Source organism: Pseudomonas sp. FP1154 (genome assembly GCF_030687245.1).
GTDB lineage: Bacteria > Pseudomonadota > Gammaproteobacteria > Pseudomonadales > Pseudomonadaceae > Aquipseudomonas > Aquipseudomonas rhizophila.
In genome coordinates this window covers 213904-232705 of record NZ_CP117465.1, presented here as the reverse complement: position 1 = coordinate 232705, position 18802 = coordinate 213904, and the positions used below count along the sequence as shown (strand labels likewise).

Annotated in this window: 11 protein-coding genes and 2 pseudogenes; 6 read left to right on the top strand and 7 right to left on the bottom strand. The window is 62.7% G+C overall.

What is annotated here, in order from left to right; genetic code table 11:
• The first annotated feature begins 7 nt into the window (after positions 1–7).
• From PSH91_RS00975 to PSH91_RS00965, 3 genes are all read left to right on the top strand, one after another.
• Positions 8–928 (top strand): hydrogen peroxide-inducible genes activator, encoded by a 921-nt coding sequence (locus PSH91_RS00975; RefSeq protein WP_047226181.1) that lies wholly within the window; start codon positions 8–10, stop codon positions 926–928.
• A 9-nt stretch (positions 929–937) separates the two neighbouring features.
• Positions 938–3013, top strand: coding sequence for an ATP-dependent DNA helicase RecG (gene recG, locus PSH91_RS00970; protein ID WP_047226182.1), 2076 nt, complete (start codon positions 938–940; stop codon positions 3011–3013).
• 78 nt (positions 3014–3091) lie between these two features.
• On the top strand, positions 3092–4489 hold the full coding sequence (locus PSH91_RS00965) for an aminoacyl-tRNA deacylase and HDOD domain-containing protein (RefSeq protein WP_305467049.1): 1398 nt from the start codon (positions 3092–3094) through the stop codon (positions 4487–4489).
• Between the two features lie 174 nt (positions 4490–4663).
• Here PSH91_RS00965 and PSH91_RS00960 read toward each other — a convergent pair whose 3' ends face one another.
• On the bottom strand, positions 4664–5044 hold the full coding sequence (locus tag PSH91_RS00960) for a helicase (protein WP_047226184.1): 381 nt from the start codon (positions 5042–5044) through the stop codon (positions 4664–4666).
• A 475-nt stretch (positions 5045–5519) separates the two neighbouring features.
• Between PSH91_RS00960 and PSH91_RS00955 the strand changes: the two are divergent.
• Positions 5520–5735 (top strand): annotated as a pseudogene (locus tag PSH91_RS00955) (DUF6124 family protein); the annotation flags it as partial.
• Positions 5736–6424: 689 nt separating this feature from the next.
• On the opposite strand, the gene PSH91_RS00950 reads toward PSH91_RS00955, so the two are convergent.
• From PSH91_RS00950 to PSH91_RS00930, 5 genes and pseudogenes are all read right to left on the bottom strand, one after another.
• Positions 6425–7381, bottom strand: a complete 957-nt coding sequence (locus tag PSH91_RS00950) for a sulfotransferase family protein (protein ID WP_288916506.1) — start codon at positions 7379–7381, stop codon at positions 6425–6427.
• Positions 7369–8154 (bottom strand): aspartyl/asparaginyl beta-hydroxylase domain-containing protein, encoded by a 786-nt coding sequence (locus PSH91_RS00945; RefSeq protein WP_305467048.1) that lies wholly within the window; start codon positions 8152–8154, stop codon positions 7369–7371. The genes PSH91_RS00950 and PSH91_RS00945 overlap by 13 nt, the downstream gene beginning before the upstream one ends.
• 12 nt (positions 8155–8166) lie before the next feature.
• Positions 8167–9678 carry a TolC family protein gene (locus PSH91_RS00940; RefSeq protein ID WP_076383244.1) on the bottom strand — a complete coding sequence of 504 codons (1512 nt, stop codon included), beginning with the start codon at positions 9676–9678 and terminating at the stop codon, positions 8167–8169.
• Between the two features lie 40 nt (positions 9679–9718).
• Positions 9719–16031, bottom strand: a pseudogene (locus tag PSH91_RS00935) (Ig-like domain-containing protein).
• A gap of 53 nt (positions 16032–16084) precedes the next feature.
• Positions 16085–16930 (bottom strand): sulfotransferase, encoded by an 846-nt coding sequence (locus tag PSH91_RS00930; RefSeq protein WP_047230434.1) that lies wholly within the window; start codon positions 16928–16930, stop codon positions 16085–16087.
• Positions 16931–17236: 306 nt separating this feature from the next.
• Here PSH91_RS00930 and PSH91_RS00925 point away from each other — a divergent pair, with 306 nt between their 5' ends.
• Both PSH91_RS00925 and PSH91_RS00920 read left to right on the top strand, forming a co-directional pair.
• Positions 17237–17824, top strand: a complete 588-nt coding sequence (locus PSH91_RS00925) for a phage tail protein (RefSeq protein WP_139048783.1) — start codon at positions 17237–17239, stop codon at positions 17822–17824.
• Positions 17825–17869: 45 nt separating this feature from the next.
• A complete protein-coding gene (locus tag PSH91_RS00920; protein ID WP_160891538.1) occupies positions 17870–18181 on the top strand; it encodes a hypothetical protein in 312 nt (103 codons plus the stop codon).
• 120 nt (positions 18182–18301) lie between these two features.
• Here PSH91_RS00920 and PSH91_RS00915 read toward each other — a convergent pair whose 3' ends face one another.
• The gene (locus tag PSH91_RS00915) at positions 18302–18793 is read right to left on the bottom strand and encodes a GNAT family N-acetyltransferase (protein ID WP_139048781.1); all 492 of its coding nucleotides are present in this window, start codon (positions 18791–18793) and stop codon (positions 18302–18304) included.
• Between the last annotated feature and the right edge of the window lie 9 nt (positions 18794–18802).

The window sequence follows — 18802 nt, the reverse complement described above, 5'->3', positions numbered from 1 at the left end:
GCTCGCCATGACCCTCACAGAATTACGCTACATCGTCACCCTCGCCCAGGAGCAACATTTCGGCCACGCCGCCGAGCGTTGCCATGTCAGCCAGCCGACGCTTTCGGTGGGCGTGAAAAAGCTTGAAGACGAGCTCGGCGTGCTGATTTTCGAGCGCAGCAAAAGCGCCGTGCGCCTGACCCCAGTGGGCGAAGGCATCGTTGCCCAGGCACAGAAAGTCCTGGAACAGGCTCAGGGCATCCGTGAACTGGCCCAGGCCGGCAAAAACCAGCTGACCGCCCCACTGAAAGTCGGCGCGATCTACACCGTCGGCCCGTACCTGTTCCCGCACCTGATTCCGCAACTGCACCGGGTCGCCCCGCAGATGCCGTTGTACATCGAAGAAAACTTCACCCATGTGCTGCGCGACAAACTGCGCAACGGCGAACTGGACGCGATCATCATCGCCCTGCCGTTCAACGAAGCCGATGTCCTGACCCTGCCGCTCTACGACGAGCCGTTCTACGTGTTGATGCCGGCCCAGCATCCGTGGACCCAGAAAAAATCCATCGACGCCGGCCTGCTCAACGACAAGAGCCTGCTGCTGCTCGGCGAAGGCCACTGCTTCCGCGACCAGGTGCTGGAAGCCTGCCCGACCCTGACCAAAGGCAGCGAAGGCGCCAAGCACACCACGGTGGAATCCAGCTCCCTGGAAACCATTCGCCACATGGTCGCCTCGGGCCTGGGCATTTCGATTTTGCCGCTGTCGGCGGTGGACAGCCATCATTACGCCCCTGGCGTGATCGAGGTTCGCCCACTGACGCCGCCCGTGCCGTTCCGCACCGTTGCCATCGCCTGGCGCGCCAGCTTTCCGCGACCCAAGGCCATCGAGATCCTCGCTGACTCGATCCGCCTGTGTTCCGTGGCCAAGCCGCCCACTGCCAAGTAAGCACCGGCCATGACTGAGCTGTCGAAAGTGCCGGTCACGGCACTCAAGGGTGTCGGTGAAGCCATGGCCGAGAAGCTGGCCAAGGTTGGCCTGGAAAACCTTCAGGACGTGCTGTTCCACCTGCCGCTGCGTTACCAGGACCGCACCCGCGTCGTGCCCATCGGGCATTTACGTCCGGGCCAGGACGCCGTGATCGAAGGCACCGTCAGCGGCGCCGATGTGGTCATGGGGCGGCGCCGTAGCCTGGTGGTGCGCCTGCAGGACGGCACCGGCGGGCTGAGCCTGCGCTTCTATCACTTCAGCAATGCGCAAAAGGAGGGCCTCAAGCGTGGCACCCGCGTGCGTTGCTACGGTGAAGCGCGGCCCGGTGCGTCCGGGCTGGAGATCTATCACCCGGAATACCGCGCCATCACCGGCGACGAGCCGCCCCCGGTGGATGAAACCCTGACCCCGGTCTACCCGCTCACCGAAGGCCTGACCCAACAGCGCCTGCGCCAGCTCTGCCAGCAAACCCTGACCCTGCTCGGCCCCAGCAGCCTGCCCGACTGGCTGCCCAACGAACTGGCCCGGGATTATCAACTGGCGCCGCTGGCGGATGCGATTCGCTACCTGCACCATCCGCCGGCCGATGCCGATGTCGACGAACTGGCCCTGGGGCATCACTGGGCCCAGCACCGGCTGGCCTTTGAAGAGCTGCTGACCCATCAACTGTCCCAGCAACGCCTGCGCGAAAGCCTGCGTTCCCTGCGCGCCCCGGCCATGCCCAAGGCCAAGGATCTGCCGGCCCGTTACCTGGCTAACCTCGGCTTTAAACCCACAGGGGCCCAGCAGCGGGTCGGCAACGAAATCGCCTACGACCTGAGCCAGCCCGAACCGATGCTGCGGCTGATCCAGGGCGATGTGGGTGCCGGCAAGACCGTGGTCGCCGCCCTCGCCGCGCTCCAGGCCCTGGAAGCCGGCTATCAAGTGGCGTTGATGGCGCCCACCGAGATTCTCGCCGAACAACATTTCATCACCTTCCAGCGCTGGCTCGAACCCCTGGGGATCGAAGTCGCCTGGCTGGCCGGCAAGCTCAAGGGCAAGAATCGCGCAGCCGCCCTGGCGCAGATCGCCGAAGGCGCACCGATGGTGGTCGGCACCCATGCGTTGTTCCAGGACGAAGTGCAGTTCAAGAACCTGGCGCTGGTGATCATCGACGAACAGCACCGCTTCGGCGTGCAGCAGCGCCTGGCGCTACGGCAGAAAGGCGTGGGCGGGCGGATGTGCCCTCACCAATTGATCATGACCGCCACGCCGATTCCGCGGACCCTGGCCATGAGCGCCTATGCCGACCTCGACACCTCGATCCTCGACGAACTGCCTCCCGGACGCACACCAGTCAATACCGTGCTGGTCACCGACACCCGGCGCGTCGAAGTGATCGAGCGCGTGCGCGGTGCCTGCGCCGAAGGGCGGCAGGCCTATTGGGTATGTACGTTGATCGAAGAGTCGGAAGAGCTGACCTGCCAGGCGGCCGAAACCACCTATGAAGACCTCACTGCCGCCCTCGGCGAACTGAAAGTCGGGCTGATCCACGGGCGCATGAAACCCGCCGAGAAAGCCGCCGTCATGGCCGAATTCAAGGCCGGGGCACTGCAATTGCTGGTCGCCACCACGGTGATCGAAGTCGGGGTCGATGTGCCCAATGCCAGCTTGATGATCATCGAGAACCCCGAGCGCCTGGGTCTGGCACAGTTGCATCAGCTACGCGGCCGCGTCGGCCGGGGCAGTGCCGCCAGCCATTGCGTCTTGCTGTATCACCCGCCGCTGTCGCAGATTGGTCGCCAGCGCCTGGGCATCATGCGCGAAACCAACGATGGTTTTGTCATCGCCGAAAAAGACCTGGAATTACGCGGACCCGGTGAAATGCTCGGCACGCGCCAGACCGGCCTGCTTCAATTCAAGGTAGCCGACCTGATGCGCGACGCCGATCTGCTCCCCGCTGTACGCGACGCCGCCCAGGCGCTGCTGGAGCGCTGGCCGGAGCATGTCAGCCCGCTGCTGGATCGCTGGTTGCGTCACGGGCAGCAATACGGCCAAGTGTGAGCACGCTCTCAGTTTCTGGGCGCGCCTGCCCGGCAAGCTGGTTATACTGCTGAACTTGTAGGAAAACGGATACAGACCATGACAGAAGCTGCCCTCGTCCCCGAAACCCCGCACGCTCCGTCTGTTATTCGGCTGTTGCTCGAGAAACTGGGCATCGGCTTTGACGAAGTAATCGAACGACCAGGCCTGAATCCCGCCCGTAAAGTGCAGGCTGTTTTGTTGCACGATGCCGTTGGCGCCCTCATGGTGCTGTTTCCGCAAAGCCAACTGCTGGACCTCAACCGCTTGGCCGAACTCACCGGTCGCAAACTCACGGCGGTGCCTACTGACCGTCTGGAGCGCATGCTCGGCAAACATAGCCTGAGCCTGCTGCCCGGCCTGCCGGCGCTGACCAGCTCCCCTTGCCTGTATGAAGAAAGCCTGCTGCGCGAGCCGAAGCTGCTGATCAACTCAGGCGAACCAGGGCTGCTGCTGGAAGTGACCAGCGAAGCCTTCAAGAGCATGCTCACCAAGGCCAGTGCCGCGACCTTCGGCGAAGCCGTGAGCAACATCACCCCCAACCTTGATCGCCCGCACGACGACCGCGCGGAAATCACTCAGGCTGTGCAGGCGTTCACCGCCCGACGTATCCAGCAACGGCTGGAAGAAACCATCGAAATTCCACCACTGGCCGAAACGGCGCAGAAGATCATCAAGCTGCGGGTCGACCCGGACGCCACCATCGATGACATCACCGGCGTCGTGGAAACCGATCCGGCCCTGGCCGCGCAAGTGGTGAGCTGGGCTGCCTCGCCGTATTACGCCTCGCCCGGCAAGATCCGTTCGGTGGAAGACGCCATCGTCCGGGTACTGGGCTTCGACCTGGTGATCAACCTGGCACTGGGCCTGGCCTTGGGCAAGACCCTGAGCCTGCCTAAGGACCACCCACAACACACCACGCCGTACTGGCATCAGTCGATCTACACCGCCGCCGTCATCGAGGGCCTGACCCGCGCCATGCCGCGCGCCCAGCGCCCAGAAGGCGGCCTGACCTACCTGTCCGGCCTGCTGCACAACTTCGGCTATCTGTTGCTGGCCCACGTCTTCCCGCCGCACTTCTCGTTGATCTGCCGGCACCTGGAGGTCAACCCGCACCTGTGCCACAGCTACGTGGAGCAGCACCTTTTGGGCATCAGTCGCGAGCAGATCGGTTCATGGCTGATGCGCTACTGGGACATGCCCGACGAACTGGCCACCGCCCTGCGCTTCCAGCACGACCCATATTACGACGGCGAATACGCCGCCTACCCGAACCTGGTGTGCCTGGCCGTACGCCTGCTGCGCGCCCGTGGCATTGGCTCGGGTCCCGACGAGGAGATTCCCGACGCACTGCTCGAACGCGTCGGCCTGAGTCGCGACAAAGCCAATGAAGTGGTCAGCAAAGTGCTGGAGGCTGAGGTGTTGTTGCGCGAACTGGCTTCGCAGTTCAGCCACTGACCGCTGACGCAGGCCGCTGAGCTTTGATCGTTCCCACGCTCTGCGTGGGAATGCATCCCGTGACGCTCTGCGTCACATCCCAGAAGCGGAACGCGGAGCGTCCCTGGCGACGTTCCCACGCAGAGCGTGGGAACGATCGAGCGTATCCTGGCTGACTCGCCACAGGGTTCTCGACTAAACCTTCTTGGCCTTTTTCGGCTTCAAATACCGCATCAACCCCTGAAACCAGATCACCAGCGCCGGGTTGCCCTTGATCTGGATCGACTTGTCCTGAATCCCGGTCATGAACGCCAACTGCTTGTTCTTCGCCTGCATCGTGGCAAAGCCATAAGCCGCGTCCTTGAAGGCGATGGCGAACGCAGGCGTCGGGTAAGTGCCGGACTGGCTGGTGATGCGCTGGTCTTTCACCGTGAAGTGCCGGGCGACCTTGCCGTCCAGGGTTTGCAGTTGAAACACCAACTCCTTATCGCCCAACTGCTGCTGGAACGCCGGATTGGTCCGGCTGGCCCTGCCCATCAACAACCCCAGCATCCACAGCAGAAAGCGAAACTTCATGGGCACGGCCTCGTAAGAAAGATGAATGGCGGGAGCAGTTTAGCGATTCCACAGCGGAACGCCATCATCGGATCGCTTTAACGGGAGATGGATGAGTTTTCTCGCATGATGACTGCCAAGTCACCTTTTCACGTTTTTCGTTTCCTCTCAGGTTCCTCGGAGATTTCCTTCAAAACACCGGGCTGTTCATGAACTAGGCAGTGCTTCCGAGCGCCGCTAACCTTTGTCCGTCATCGCAAAAAACGGTGATACGGACGTGCAAGTCCGGACTGGTACCCAATCGGTTATAGCTATTGACCGAGCATTTTTTATGCTCGCGTCCGTTATGGCGATTGTGCGTGGGAGACCTTCGGGTCTGCCGGCGGTACCGGACCGGTCTTGCACACCTACGCACAGTTGCCGCCTCTTCGAATGCAAGCGAAAGGATGCCAACCCCAACTCTGGTACATGAATATGGTCAAGCCTTCACCGAATCCCCCACATTGACACCGAAACCCTGCTCGCCAATGCCTCCGAAGACCTGCTGTCCATCAGCACCATCGCCGCCGACCTGGCTGACGATGTCGATGACTCACGCCGCTGCGTAGCCCTGGCGATCAGCCGCATGGCCGATGGGGTTCAGTTGTTGGTTGAACGGGCGTTGGACCATCTGGAAACGAAGGAGATGGCGGCGCCTGGGACCAAGGGGTAGCGCTTTGGCTTTGATGCAAACTGTGCCGACGCCATCGCGAGCAAGCTCGCTCCCACAATTGGATTGGAGTACACCCGCAAGAGCCAGGCCGGCTATAAGGCCGCCTCGCGAGCAAGCTTTGCTCCCACAGGTTCTGCTCAAACAAGTCTGATTGGTGTACACCCGCCAAAGCCAGGCCGGCTGTCAGGCCGCCTCGTTTCGGCTTTTGATCTAGGGGCCCCGTTAACCACGCTGGCCGAACGCAGGTATTGCGTAGTGGGCATCCCGGCATGGATGCCGGGATAGCCGCGCTGGGCCATGGATGGCCCTTCGCGGCGGGCCCACGGAGCAATGCCTGCGTTCGGACATGCCGAGCCTAGGCGAGGCACCGAGTGGTGGGGCAAGACCTTTTGGTTACTTTTGGGGCGTTTACCAAAAGTGACCCGCCGTAAGGGCGGAACCGCCAGTAGCCGCTACCGCAGCAACGGATATGTACCCAGTCAACCAAATCCTGGCCGGCTATCAGGCCGCCATCGCGAGCAGGCTCGCTCCCACAGTTTGATCGACGTACAACCGGGAGAGCCAGGCCGGCTGTCAGGCCGCCTCGCGAGCAAGCTTTGCTCCCACAGGGGATTGAGAGCAGTCGCGGATACTCAAACCAGCACAAAACAAATGTGGGAGCGAGCCTGCTCGCGATTGCGCAGGGTCAGTCAACATTGATGCCGGCCAACGCGCCAGGTTTCGAGCGCCTCATAGGCCCCCTGCGCCCAATGCATCACCTGATCGCGCAGCCGTGACGAAGCCTCCCGACGCTTGTCCTCGCTATCACCGGCAAACGCCTGCCCCGGCTGCTTGGCATGCTGCCCCGTCATGGCAAACACTTGCCGGCGCTGGGCATCATTCAGCCCGAAAAACACCGCCAGCCGCCCTGCCATCGCATCAGGCAACTCAGCGTAATTAACCGCCAGCCCGGCAAACTCATGGCAGTGCTCCAACCCCGCCTGCAACAACCGCCCCAGCCGGCGCGCGATGAAATCTTCCTGGCCGCCGAAGGGCAATCCGTCGTCCAACACGCTTGTCCCGATCATCCCCGGCACCATGTGCATGCCGGGACGACGCCAATGGGAAACGGCGATTTCCAAAGGGTCGCGGTACACGAACAACCAAGGCGTGTCGGGAAAACATTCGCGCAGCAGCGCCAGTTCACCGATGTTCCAGGCGTCAAGCTTGATCACCAGCCGCTGTTCCATGCCTCGGCGGCGCTGCCCATAGGCCGACATCAGCCCCCTGAGTGCCACGCGGCGGTCAGCGTGCACCATATCGCTGCGCAGCAGAGTATCCAGAGGCGGCGGTTCTGAAATGACGATGTGGTCGTCCAGTTGCGCCAGCATCTGGCTGATCAATGTCGAGCCACAGCGGGAGGCATGGAAAATAAATGCACTCGGGGGCAGGCCTGGGCTTTGTTGTCTCCACTGGTCCAGGGCGCTCAAGGCTGTCTGGCGGCGGAACGCCTGATTGAAGGGCAACCGCAGGGCGTGTTCCACCGCGTCGCCGAAGAACGGTTGCGACAATCGCTCCTCCCCGAACCAGCACCAGTCAACCCGCCACTGCCCCGCCGCTTGCCACACGCGGATCGGCAGCCAGCCGTCCAGGTTCAGGCCTTCCACTGATCACTCCACTGCCGGCGACCGTTGCGCATGGTCGCCTGCAATTGCTCCCGGGTAACATGTAAATCGCGTGCGGCAGCCATCGCGATTGCGCACTCAATGAAAGCGTCTACGTCATGCAGGCTCTGCAAAGTCCGGGCAAGTTGAGGGTCGGTTTCAACGAGCTGCTCAAAGCACACCAGATCACTTCGCTCAGCCACGATTGCCGGTGTGCTGAGCAGCCCGGCGGCGACCTGCCGTTGCAGCCATGGGCTGGGGCGGCAATCGAGCACCAGATGAATCCGCGGCTGACTGCTGTGGTTATCGACGCGATGAGGCAGCGACAGATCAAGAAACCAGCATTCGCCCGCCGTCATCGGAATGCGTTGCCCATCCAGCCAGAAATCCACGCCAAGCGGGCTGAGCAGCGGCACATGCAGGCGCAGATCGGCGTTCGCGCCACCCAGGTCATAATCGCGATGCTCGTGGATACACCCGCCGGGACCGAGTCGCAGCAACCGGGCCGAGACGATCTCCAACGGCCAGTCGCGCAACGCCTCGTGCCACCGGTCATCCTCTGACCAGAGCGCGCGCTGCACGGGCTGACCGCGCCCGGGAGACAACGGGGTCAAGGCATCGACCGCCGAAATCAGCGCCACGCCACTCCAGTCACCACTGTAGTACGCGCTGTTGAAGTGGCCTTGCCAATGATCGTCCTCAACGGCTGCCAGTGCCTGCAACAGCAAAGGCAGGTTCACCGTTACCGGCAGCCGGGAAAACGCCGGGCGCACCATGCGTGCGGCCTGTTACTGGGTCACCGCTGCCGTCGGCACCGCGATATCGCCCTGGGCCCACGCCGCTTCGCGGTTGGCCAACGCCGTGGCAATCGACTGCACTTGGGTCGATTGCACTTCATCGGGCAACGGGTCGAGGCCAGCGCTGGCAAAGATCTGGCCATAGGCGTTGCGCAGGTCGGCATAGGCCAGATCCCGCCGCAAGTCAGCCTGCAGCGTATTGAGTTCGCCCTGGATCAGGTCCAGCTCACCCAAGCCGGCGGCCTGATGGCGGTTGCGCAGTTGACCCACGATCTGCCCATCGATCTCCGACAGCTGCTGGCTGGTCTTGAACTGGCGCAGCGCCTCGCGGTAATTGGCATTGGCCACGTACAGCTGCGCCAGCACGGCGATCGACATCGCCTGGCGCCGCGCCGCCGCGACCTCTTCACCGGCCTTGGCCACGTTGATGGCCGCCGGGGCGGAGATCACGTTGAACAGATTCCAGGTGACCTTCACGCCATAGTCAGCCCAGCCCTGCTCCACCAGGAACGAGTTGCTGTCGTAATGCCCCCCAGCGGAGAACTCCAGCCCAGGTAACAGGCGCAGCATGGCCTTGCGGGTTTCAGCGGCGGTAATGCGCGTCTGGTAGTCCTGCTCGCGCAGTTCCGGGCGACTGGTCAGGGCTTCCTGCTCCAGGCGCGCGAGGTCGACCTTGAGTTCCGGGATGACGTACTCATCCTGGGTGGCCAAGGTCAGCTCGGTGCCCAGGGGCAGGTTGATCAGCGTCGCCAGTTCCGTCTTGGCCAGGGACAACGCCCGGCGCTGCTCTTCGAGCTGGCGGGTGGCCTGGATCAGCGAACGCTGGTAACCCAGTGCCTGCACTGGGTCGCCAATGCGTTGCTCGCTCATGCTCTGACTGTTGCCGCGGGCCGTATCGACTCGGACCATCAGGCTGTCGATCTGCTTGAGCAGGCGCTCGGCGGCCATGGCTCGCCAGTAAGCCGAACGCACATCCTGGACGATGGTGTTGATGACTTTGCGCCGACGCTCCTGCACGATCAGCCGCTGGTCCCCGGCCTGCTTGGCGCTGATGTAACTCACGCCGAAATCGAGCACGTTCCAGACCATGGTCAGGTCGGCTACTTCGCGATCGCGGTCCTGGGAGGTCGACGGTTCCAGAGACTGGGTACCGGTTTCCACACTCTGGCTGCTGGAAGCGCTGACGTTGTTGCGGCCCACGTAGCCCGCGTCCAGGGCCATGCGCGGCAGCATGTCGAAACTGGCCAGGTCCAGCTGACGCTTGGCCAGGGCTTCTTCCATGATCTTCAAACGGCCTTCAAGGTTGTACTTCACCGCACGGGCCATGGCCTGGTGCAGGGTCAGCGGGCCGCTGAGGGGCTCCTGATCCTTGTACATATTCTGCAGGTCGGTCCGGGCGCGCTGTTCGCTGACGCTACGCTCGATCGGCTCGCTGGTGACCGCACATCCGCTGACCGTCAACGCCAGCACACTCATTGCGAATAACTTCTGACTTCTATTCATTCCCTGGATTGCCCCTGGCTGCCCCAATTTTTTTAGTTGTTCAGGCCTGCGCCTGGCTCATGCCGACCTGTTGCAATGCCATTGCCAGGCTGTCGACCTGACGCTGCTCGGTGTCTTTGAGTTGTTGAAGTTGCTGGCCCAGGGTTGGTGCGCCGAATACCCCTTGAGACCCATCACCGCCCTGCATCGACTGGCTGTCGAAGGCGTCCAGCGATTCACCATCGGAACCGGCATCCTGGCTGAACAGACCGGCGATCGTGCTGCTGCCGAACACCCCGCCATCGCCACCCCCGAAGCCCAGGAAGCCCTGGCCGGAGCCATCGCCCGCAGCGTCGGAGCTGAATACCTGGGCGATATAGCTCGGCGCCAGTGCACCACGGTTGATGAAAATGTCGCCGATCGGCCGAATGCCGCCGCCCACGTCGCGTTGTTCAAACAGCGGTGGAAAGCCCAGCGGCGAGCCGAGGTCACCGGTTGGCGGCGTAAAGACAATCGGCTGCAACGGCACCTCGGAGGGCGGCACGACCGTGACAGGGTCGGACGTCAGGAACTCCGGCGGTGGCTTCACATCGTTGGCCACCACGGTGTCGATGGCGTAATTGTTGGACACCGCCACGCTTGCTCCGGCGTTGCCTGTCAGGTCGCTGACGTTACTGGTGTCCAGAGCGATGAAGTTGCTCGGGTCCGTGAGGTTCACCGTGGGCGTGAACGTTGCCGTCCAGGTCCTACCGCCGTCGCTGGTGGTCAGGTTGGTCAGTTCACCGTTGGTGACGCTGAGGTCTGACAGATCGAAATCAGTCACCGGTTCGCTGAAGGTGAACGTCACCAGAGTCGTCTCGCCCGCCGTCAGGTTCGGGTCGGCGACCACGATGGTGGCCGTCGGCCGGGTGGCGTCGAGTGCGTAGTTGCTGGAAATCGCGATGCCCACGCCGGCGTTGCCGGCCAGGTCCTGCACATTGCTGGCGTCGAGCAGGATCAGGTTGGTGGCATCGTTGACGCCCGCGGTAGGCGTCAGGGTCGCCGTCCAGGTCAGGCCGCCGTCACTGCTGGTGAGGTTGGACAACACACCATTGGCGACGCTGAGATCCGACAAGTCAAAACCGGACACTGCCTCGGTGAAGCTGATGGTCACAGTAGTGCTCTGGCCGATGCCCAGGCTGGTGTCGCCCACTGTGATGGTGGCGCCGGGGCGAACCGTGTCGATGGCGTAGTTGTTGGAGTTCACCACGCCGACACCGTTGTTGCCCGACACGTTGACCACACCGCTGGTGTCCAGGCTGATCAGGTTGCTGGTATCGGTGATATTGCTCGTCGGGGTGAACGTGGCTGTCCAGGTCACGCCGCCGTCGGTGGACGAGACGTTGCTCAGTGTGCCGTTGCTCACGCTCAGGTCGGCATTGTCAAAACCGCTGACGGCCTCCGAGAAGGTGATGGTCACCAACGAGGTTTCCCCCACGCTGAGGGCGTTATCAGCCACCACGACGGTGGCCGTTGGCACCCGCGTCTCCACGGCATAATTGGCCGAGTTGGTGGTGCCTGTTCCGGTATTGCCCGCCGCATCGCTCACACCGGTATTGTCCAGCACGATCAGGTTGGTGGCGTCGGTCACGCCCAGGTCCGGCGTGAAAGTGGCGGTCCAGGTCAAGCCGCCGTCGCTGCTGCTCACCGCGCTCAATGTGCCATTTGCCACGCTCAGGTCGGCGTTGGTGAAGCCGGTCACCGCCTCGCTGAAGGTAATGGTCACTTGAGCGGTTTCGCCCGGTCTCAGCGCAGAGTCGCTCAGCACAATGGTCGCGGTCGGACGCTGGCTGTCGATGCTGTAGTTATTGGAGTCGGTCGTGCCGACGTTGACGTTGCCCGCCAGGTCGACGATACCGCCGCTATTGAGCGAAATGACGTTGCTGGTGTCGGTGACGCCAGCGGTCGGCGTGAAGGTCGCGGTCCAGGTGATGCCGCCGTCGCTGCTGCTCAGGCCGGAAATCACGCCGTTGGCAACCGTCAGGTCGGCACTGGTGAACGCGGTCACCGCCTCGCTGAAGGTGATGGTTACCAGCGAGGTCTCGCCGGCGGCAATGGCGGTGTCGGCCACGACGATAGTCGCCGTTGGGCGCACCGTGGTCGACGGTGTAGTTGTTGGAGTCGGTAGTACCGACACCGGCGTTGCCCGCGCCATTGATCAGGCCGGTATTGTCCAACGTGATCACGTTGCTGGTGTCGGAAATACTGGCGCTCGGCGTGAAGGTGGCCGTCCAGGTGACGCCGCCGTCGGTGCTGCTCATGGTGCTGAGCGTGCCGTTGCTGACGGTCAGGTCCGAATTGTCGAACCCGCTGACCGCCGAGTTGAAGGTCACGGTGACCAATGACGTCTCGCCGATGCTCAGGGTGGTATCGGCAATCACGATGGTCGCCGTCGGTACGTTGGTGTCGACCTGGTAATTGTTGGAGTTGGTAGTGCCGGTGCCGGAGTTACCCGCCGCGTCACTGACCCCGGTGTTGTTCAGGGTGATGACGTTGGAGGTGTCGGTGACGCCGAGGGCCGGAGTGAAGGTGGCGGTCCAGGTAAGGCCGCCATCACTGCTGCTGACCGCACTCAGCGTACCGTTGGCGACGCTCAGGTCCGAATTGTCGAACCCGCTGACCGCCTCGCTGAAGGTAATGGTCACCAGCGAGGTTTCGCCGACGCTCAGCGCCGTATCGGCGACCACGATGGTGGCGGTCGGACGCAGGGTGTCGACGGCGTAGTTGTTCGAATCGGTGGTGCCGCTGCCGGTGTTGCCCGCGCCGTCCACCACGCCCGTGTTATTGAGCGTGACCAGGTTGGTGCTATCGCTGACGCCCGCGCTCGGCGTGAAAGTCGCGGTGTAGGTGATGTTATCGCTGGTGCTCAGCCCGCTCAGGCTGCCGTTGGCAACGGTAAGGTCGGCCAGGGTGAAACCGGTCACCGCCTCGCTGAAGGTAATTGTCACCAGCGAGGTTTCGCCGACGCCAAGGGTCGAGTCGGCGACCACGATGGTCGCGGTCGGACGCGCGGTGTCGATGGCGTAGTTGTTCGAATCAGTGGTGCCCGTACCGACGTTGCCCGCCGCATCCGCCACACCAGTGTTATCCAGGGTGATGAGGTTGCTGGTGTCGCTGACGCTAGCGCTTGGTGTCAACGTGCCGGTCCAGGTGATGCCGCCGTCGCCACTGCTCAGGCCGGTGATCGTACCGTTGGCGACCGTCAGGTCGGCGGCGGTAAAGCCTGTTACCGCTTCGTTGAAGGTGATGGTCACCAGGGATGTTTCGCCAACGCTCAGCGCGGTGTCGGCCACAACGATGCTAGCGGTGGGTCGCTGGGTGTCGACTGCATAGTTGTTGGAGCTGGTGGTGCCGCTGCCGGTGTTACCGGCCGCGTCCGCCACACCGGTATTGGCCAGGATGATCAGATTGGTGGCGTCGCTGATGCTGGCGCTCGGGGTGAGCGTCGCGGTCCAGGTGATGCCGCCGTCGCTGCTGCTCAGCCCGCTCAAGGAGCCATTGGCCACAGTCAGGTCTGCCAGGGTAAAGCCCGTGACAGCTTCGCTGAAAGTGATCGTCACCAGCGATGTTTCGCCGATATTTAGCGCAGTATCGGCCACCACGATGGTGGCGGTGGGACGCAGCGTGTCGATTGCATAGTTGTTCGAATCGGTGGTGCCGGTGCCAACGTTCCCGGACAGATCGGCAATGCCGGTGTTGTTCAGTGTGATCAGGTTGGTGGTGTCGCTGATGCTGGCGCTCGGGGTCAGTGTCCCGGTCCAGGTGATACCGCCGTCGCTGCTGCTCAACCCGGTAACCGAACCGTTGGCAACCGTCAGGTCAGCGGTGGTAAAACCGCTCACCGCCTCGTTGAAGGTGATGGTCACCACCGAGGTTTCACCGACCCTGAGGGCAGTGTCGCTGACCACGATGGTCGCTGTCGGACGCAGGGTGTCGATAGCGTAGTTGTTGGAGTTGGTCGTCCCCACGCCGGCGTTGCCATTGAGGTCCGCCACGCCGGTGTTATTCAGGACAATGAGATTGGAAGTGTCGGTGATCGCAGCGTCCGGTGTGAAGGTGGCCGTCCAGGTGATGCCACCGTCGCTGGAGCTCAGGCCGCTGATCGAGCCGTTGGCCACCGTCAGGTCCGCTGCGGTAAAACCACTGACCGCTTCGGAGAAAGTGATGGTCACCAACGAGGTTTCACCGACCCGAAGGGCAGTATCGCTGACCACGATGGACGCCGTGGGCGCCACGGTGTCGTTGACCACGTAGTTGTTCGAGTCGGTGGTGCCCACGCCGGCATTGCCGGCCAGGTCGGCAACCCCGGTGTTGTTCAGGGTGATGATGTTGGTGGTGTCGGCGATGTTGCTGGCCGCGGTCAGAGTGCCGGTCCAGGTGATGCCACCGTCGCCGCTGGTCAAGGTGCCGATGGTGCCGTTCTGCACCGTCAGGTCGGCCGCAGTGAGGCCGGTGACAGCTTCGGAGAAGGTGATGGTCACCAGCGACGTGCCACCGGAGTTCAGGTTGGTATTGGCCACCACGACGGTCGCGGTGGGCGGCGTCTCGTCCGGCACATAGTTGGTGTTGATGGTGCCGCCGTCGCCGTAGACGTTGGCCACCGACGCCGGCGAAACACCCGCGGTGCCGGCACTGGTCCCACCCACGCCGCTGCCACCGACGTTGCCGGCCAGGGCGGCGAAGTTGGCGGCGGTAATCAGGATCGAGCCTTTGTTCCAGATGGCCCCGACACCGACGCCGCCGGCACCGCCCGTGTGGTTGTAACCACCACCAGCGCCACCGCCACCACCGCCGCCACCTGCACCGACGTTGTTGGAAATAACCGAGTTGCCGATGATTCGCAGGGTCGCGCCGGTGTCGTTGTAGATACCACCGACCGCTCCGCCACCGGCGCCGCCAATATCGTTATAGCCGTCGCCACCGCCACCGCCACCGATGGATAGCCCACCGCTGACGGCTGTACCGCCTGCGGAGCCCGTGCTGTAGCCCGGATACGCGGAACCGCCAGCCCCGCCGGTGGAGGAACCACCACGCCCGCCCATGTTGAAGAAGCCCCCCCCGGCGCCGCCCTGGCCGGCCGAGCCGTTGGAGCCCGTGGCGTTGAGGGTATCGCCGCCCTTGCCGCCCGTACCGCCAGTGATCGCGCCACCGCCGCCACCACCGCCGCCGGCGTATTGCGGCGTGACACCACCACCGCCGCCGCCACCCGAAGCGGCGTTCGCGGTGACGGTGACGTTCCTCAGGGTCAGGGTGCCGGCGTTATAGATCCCGCCGCCCTTTGACACCAGCGCATCGTCGCCGCCATTACCGCCGTTACCCGCCACCATACCGCGAGTAATCACCAGGCCATCGAGGGTCGCCGTGGTGCCGGCCGTCACGTTGATGATCTGGGTGCGGTATTGCCCATCGAGGGTGACGTCGGCCACGTTGTCGTTGTTGAGATCGCCATCGATGGTGACGTTCTTGTCGACCACCAGCACCTGGGTCAGCGCGACAGTCATGCCGGCATTGAACGTGACAATGTCACCATTCTGCGCAGAATCCAAAGCGGCGCGCAGAGAACCAATACCGGAATTGAGGTTGTTGGTAGCGGTCCAGGTGGCCAGGCCCCATTGGTACTCGCTCATGGCATTGGCAGAGAGCACGTTGGCGCTTTCGATGTTGCCGGTGGCGATTTCCAGGTCCCAGTCGCCGCCAAGGCCCGTGCGATCGATGGACGCCGCCACGTCGCGGCCGGTCAACTGCGCCAGTGAATTGACCAGGCTCAGGCCACGGTCACCTTCAGCGGTGTAGCAGCCATAGATCAGAATATCGCCACCGGCGTTCATGTCCTGGCCGATCTGCGCCAGCACCTCGCTGCGGGCCTCAACGTTGTCCGCCGACAGGTAGCTGTTGCCCAACCAGAGATCGCCGGCGTTGCCGTGGGCGATGATCTGCACCGAGCTGATGCCTTGGTGGGTGTCCAGGTAATCGGCGATCTGTTGCAGGCCGTCCTTGGTGGCATCCAGTTGCACCACCTGGGTACCGGGCGCAACGCCTTCAAGGAGGCTGGCCGAGTCTTTGACCCGGGAATCGACAAACACCACGGCCTTGCCGGGCACAGCGGCCTGGGTGGCATCGGTCTGCCCTTGAGGCGCGTGGCTGTCTGAAGCCTGGTCAGCCGCAGGCGTCTTGGCCGCGTCTGCAGTGGGCTGGGCGTCCGCCTGTGCGGCATCGGCCACGGTCGCCGCCACCGCGCCGTCGAACAGCATTCGCGGCTCCAGGGACATGATCATTGGCGATGCCAGGGCCTGTGCGCCCTCGGTTACCCGCGATTTGCCTTTGCTCCACCACATGACGTTCACCTGGACTCGAACTTTTTAAACACGCAAATGAAAAAAACCGCGAGTCAACTGACCGCGGCGTCGGTTTTCATACGAATGACATTGGCGGCGCTGGCGGACCCATCGCGCCAGAACGACAACTCGGCATACTTTTCAAACAGATCCGGCGGCAACAAGGTCCGCCGGGCTTGCGGCGCGACCTTGGGCTTGACCTTGTGCAGGCCGGCAACGCCCAAGGCCTGGTCGAAGGCCGGTGCGTCGTAGGTCAAGTGATTGAAGTCGTGTTCGAACCAGGGCTCACCGATGAACTCGTACACCAGGCGCATCACCCGCTCCGGGGCTTGGCTCAACAGGTCATAGTCGACGATCAACATGGACTCGGCGTTTTCGCCGTAATACGCCTCTTTGAGCGCTGTCCAGGCAAAGCCAACCAGGCGGTTGCGCTGGGCCAGGGTTTCGCAGCGGCTGTAGACGGTGTTGCGCTCATCATCGTCATTGAACAGCTTGGTGTTCTCGAACGGATTGGCGCGGTAAAGCCGCTCCAGGCTGTCCAGCACCCAGGCGACGTTGCGCACACAGGCGATGGTCTTGGCCTGGGGAAACAGGTCCTGCAACGCAGGCAAGCGGGCGCACCACTGGCGATTTGTATCGAAGATGACGGGTTTGTCGGCCTTGTCGGCGTAGTAGGAGTCGAACAGCCCGCGCAACAGGCGACGGCGCAGGTCGGTATCGATCACCGAGCCAAACTCACTGCCGGCGCTGCATTGCTGCAGGACGCTGCTGAACAGCGAACCGACGGGGCTGGTCATGCCGGCATGAAAGCGCGGGTTCTGCAGCAAAATGGCAGAAAGCAGGGTCGAGCCCGAGCGCGGTAAACCGGAAATAAAGTGAAACTGCGGCAATCCCTTCACCTTGTTTGTATTCCATTTGTAGCGCAAAGCGTAGCTGAGGAAATAATCCGCGACTAGTACTACTTTGATATCAAACCCAGCCAGATCTGTAAAAAAGATGGACGGTATAGGCGCCATGCGAACCTGAATCGATTAAGCCCCTGGGCAACATTTTTCCTCCCTTCCAGCCCAGCAGAATGAAATATCTCGGTCTACGCTCAGCCGTGCGTGACCAGGCCAGGGAGTGAAGAAGTCGGGCTGATCGCAATCCTCTCCTTGGTCCCTGTCGGCATTGCCAAACCAACAATCTGAAGGGATGAGGAATCTATGGAAGTCTTTATGGGCACCATCCAGCCGTTCGCCTTTAACTTCGCCCCCAATGGGTGGGCGCTGTGCAACGGGCAGACACTCGGCATTTCCCAATACCAGGCGTTGTTCTCCCTGCTCGGCACGTACTACGGAGGCAACGGCACCACCAACTTCATGCTCCCCAATCTGCAAGGCCGCACGCTCTTGGGACAAGGCAACGGCCTGGGCCTGACGCCGCGGGTCATCGGCGAAGTCGCCGGCACCGAAAACGTCACCCCGACGCTCAACAACCTGCCCACCCACACTCACACTATGGCGGGACTCACCGCCTCCACCACCCTGCAACTGGCGAACCCGGCCAGCAACCCGGTGAACACACCAACGGCCACCAATTCGTTCATCGGCACCTCGGGCACTGGCCCGGGCGCGGCGAATATCTATTCCGACCAGATAGGTGCCTCGCCGATCCCGGTCAAGGGCGTGAGCACCACCATCGACGGCACGATTTCCCCGACGGGCAGCGGCATGCCGATGGCGATCATGAACCCGTTCCTGGCGATCAACTTCAGTGTCGCCTTGAACGGTCTCTTCCCGTCCCGTAACTGATGAACAGTCGGAGGGCTGCGGCCCTCCGGCTTTTGGAGTGTCGACATGCTGCAACAGGTTCATAGCCGCCATTTTCAACCGCTGCTGGGCCAGACCAGCCGCCTGACCCTGCCCGACGGCAGCTGCCTGCCCGTGCGGTTCGAGTTCCTTGAGGAAACACCACGGGCGAAGATGCCGAACGCTGAGCGCATGCCGTTCAGCGTTGAATTCAACAGCCTGGAAAGCACCGACTTCGTAGATGGGCTGTGCGCGCTGGAGGTGCCCGATCTGGGGCGGATTGAGGAGGTGTTCGTGTCGCGGATACCGCCCATGGGACGGGATCCGGCGCTGGGGTATTTCTACATTGCGTTTAACTGAAGACTGATGATCCCTTGTGGGAGCGAGCCTGCTCGCGATGACGGTGGCATAGCCAACATCACTTCAAACTGACCCACCGCTATCGCGAGCAGGCTCGCTCCCACACGAGCCAGATGCAGCTCAGTTCCCCTTCGGATACCAAACCAGCCGCTCCGCCGCCGGGTTGCGCTCCTGCACTTCAAAGCCCAATGCCAGGTAATGCTGGCGTGCGTGCGGGTTACTGCTCCAGACCACGGTCGCCACCGGGCAGCGGATCTGTTGTGCGGCTTTTTGTACCCCTTGCAACACGGCCCGACCGTAACCTTGCCCGCGCGCCTGGGGAATGAACGCCAGGTACAACACACGGATTTCATTGGGGCCAAAATCAGTACTCAAGGCGCCAATGGCGGTACCGAGCTTTTCCACGACGTAATGCATGGCGTTGGGGAAGTTATCCCCAAGCCCTTGCTCCTGCACCTGAAATTGCTGAGCAACCACCTGCTGTACTTGCTCGTGCTCGCCGTCGATCCATTGCAGATCCGCTCGCGCCGTCTGGTAAAGACTCTGCAAAAACGGCCCATCGCTGACCTGCGATGGCCGTACCACCAACCCCTCCGCCGCCACTGAATTCATGCTCGCTCC

Bases quoted from the DNA above. Each gene is read 5' to 3' on its own strand.
- PSH91_RS00915 (WP_139048781.1), bottom strand. From the start codon at position 18,793: ATGAATTCAGTGGCGGCGGAGGGGTTGGTGGTACGGCCATCGCAGGTC.
- PSH91_RS00945 (WP_305467048.1), bottom strand. From the start codon at position 8,154: ATGGTGCGCCCGGCGTTTTCCCGGCTGCCGGTAACGGTGAACCTGCCT.
- recG (WP_047226182.1), top strand. From the start codon at position 938: ATGACTGAGCTGTCGAAAGTGCCGGTCACGGCACTCAAGGGTGTCGGT.
- PSH91_RS00925 (WP_139048783.1), top strand. From the start codon at position 17,237: ATGGAAGTCTTTATGGGCACCATCCAGCCGTTCGCCTTTAACTTCGCC.
- PSH91_RS00960 (WP_047226184.1), bottom strand. From the start codon at position 5,044: ATGAAGTTTCGCTTTCTGCTGTGGATGCTGGGGTTGTTGATGGGCAGG.
- PSH91_RS00965 (WP_305467049.1), top strand. From the start codon at position 3,092: ATGACAGAAGCTGCCCTCGTCCCCGAAACCCCGCACGCTCCGTCTGTT.
- PSH91_RS00940 (WP_076383244.1), bottom strand. From the start codon at position 9,678: ATGAATAGAAGTCAGAAGTTATTCGCAATGAGTGTGCTGGCGTTGACG.
- PSH91_RS00975 (WP_047226181.1), top strand. From the start codon at position 8: ATGACCCTCACAGAATTACGCTACATCGTCACCCTCGCCCAGGAGCAA.
- PSH91_RS00920 (WP_160891538.1), top strand. From the start codon at position 17,870: ATGCTGCAACAGGTTCATAGCCGCCATTTTCAACCGCTGCTGGGCCAG.